The organism is Flavobacterium bizetiae, from assembly GCF_902804475.1.
GTDB lineage: Bacteria > Bacteroidota > Bacteroidia > Flavobacteriales > Flavobacteriaceae > Flavobacterium > Flavobacterium bizetiae.
On sequence record NZ_CADCSU010000243.1, the window covers coordinates 1 to 2,041 of the forward strand.

General features: G+C 26.4%; 2 protein-coding genes. Both read left to right on the forward strand.

Going from position 1 to position 2,041, the window contains the following annotated elements:
* A partial coding sequence (locus FLACOL7796_RS24515; RefSeq protein ID WP_197913343.1) for a hypothetical protein occupies positions 1-577 on the forward strand: 577 nt, incomplete at its 5' end.
* Between the two features lie 5 nt (positions 578-582).
* Positions 583-1,965: an O-antigen ligase family protein gene (locus FLACOL7796_RS24520; RefSeq protein ID WP_173973386.1), complete on the forward strand. Its 1,383-nt coding sequence runs from the start codon at positions 583-585 to the stop codon at positions 1,963-1,965.
* Positions 1,966-2,041 lie beyond the last annotated feature (76 nt).

The window sequence follows — 2,041 nt, forward strand, 5'->3', positions numbered from 1 at the left end:
ATATAAACGAAGCTTTATTAATGAAAACTCAATAAGATTTCCTGGAAACAGAGTTATTGAAGAGGATAATATGTTTAATTTACAAGCTTTTAATAAGGCCGAAAAAGTTTTATTTACAGATTACGCCGGATATTATTACAGAGAAGTTGCAAATAGTAAATCAAGACTTACTATAGAGAATGACTATTTTTCTAAAGCTCTCGAAAAATACAATTTTGATTTTAAAAAAGAATATGACCTTTCGATTTCCTCTATTGAATTAGAAAAATTGAAAGCAATTAGATTTATACAAAGAATTTTTTATCTAGTATATAAATGTTCCGTATCTAAAATTCCGTTTAAAATAAAATGGAATTATATTAAAGGCATGATTTTTCATGAAAAGGTTTACGAATTAGCCAAAAATTATCACGAAGAAGTTATTGAAGGTAAAGGAATATATGAAAAAATACTTTTAAAAATAATTCTTCATAAATCTACATTGTCTTTATTATTTTTGACCTTAAGCATCAGGTTTTTTTATCATCCTCGAATTTCTGAAACAATAAGAAATATAAATAAATTGTCTAAAAAATAATACTAGTGCTCCAAAAATTATATACAATATTATTCTTTTTAGGTCTCTTCTTTTTTCCTTTCAATGATTATGAAGGGATTGCTTTTTTGGGTGAATTTAAAAGCGAAGCAGGAGCTCTTTTTTTAATAGCAGGATTTTTAGTTTTATGTGTTGAGGTTTGCATTTCAAAGAAAATCTTTATACCCTATAAAAGTCTTATTTTTCAGTTAATATTATTTTTTTTACTCTGGTGTTTTATAACTACGTTATTGAATATAAATACAGTTTCCTCTAATTATTTTAAACAAACAGGCGGAATAAATCGATTTATACGACAATACTTTGCCTTGTTATTGTCGAGTTTGATATTCTTGCTTTTGTATATAAATGTTTTAATAAAAATGGAGCTTAAAGAAATTCTTTTCAAAATAAGAAAGGTTTTTCTTTGGTCTTTGATATTAGCTTCAATATATGGTTTTTTTGAAATTTTATTTTCCATTTTTGGTTCTCTAATCTTTTATAAAATTCTTGAACTATTCAATTATTTTCCATTTTTAGAAATTGGTCATTTTCAACCAGGGAGGATTTCATCTATATGCTATGAACCACCATTTTTAGCTATTTATTTAATCACGATTTCCGGTTGGATGTTTAGCTATATTCTCACCAGTAAAAAAGCAACAAAGTTTTTGCCCGCAATTGCTTTGCTGATTTTAACTTATTTTTCGGGATCAAGAACAGGGCTTATTGTAGTATTTTTGCAATTGTTTATTTTTTCGATTTTCTTATATAAAGACAAAAGATTTAAAAGATACATCGTTAACTTTTTCGTCGGATTTATTTTAATTTTTTCTGTATTAATGGTTTTTAATGGCGAAAAAGTAATTAAATCTGTAGAAGAAAAAATAGATTCTTTAGATTTTAAAAAGAACCTCACAAAAAGTGTTTCTAATCAATCAAGATTTGGGATGCAATATGCATCAGTACAAGTTTTTCTCGAAAATCCAGCTATAGGTGTTGGCTTTGGTCAGCAATCGTATCATAGCAGAACGCATTATCCTATCTGGGCAACAAGAGACAATTATGAGTTTGAATTGTTTTATAAAAATAAAAAAGAAAAAGCCTTTCCGCCAGGATATAATATTTATACCCGTTTATTAGCTGAGACCGGGTTAGTGGGGATTTTATTATTCTTAATGATACTATATTTTTCGCTTAATGAAATACGTTTATTAATGATAAATGCAAAAGATGAAGAAAAAACGCTTTTAATAATTCTATTAATTTCGCTTATAGGTTTATATATAAATTGGTTTCAAATAGATACTTTTAGAATTTATGGAATTTGGCTTAGCTTGGCCATTTTGATCAGAATGAGAAATAAATCAATATCTGTTAAAAATGAATAAGACAATACTTTTGATTCCATATTATAATAATTCAGAAGGATTAATAAAATCTTTAAAATCTGTCGATTCTGATGAA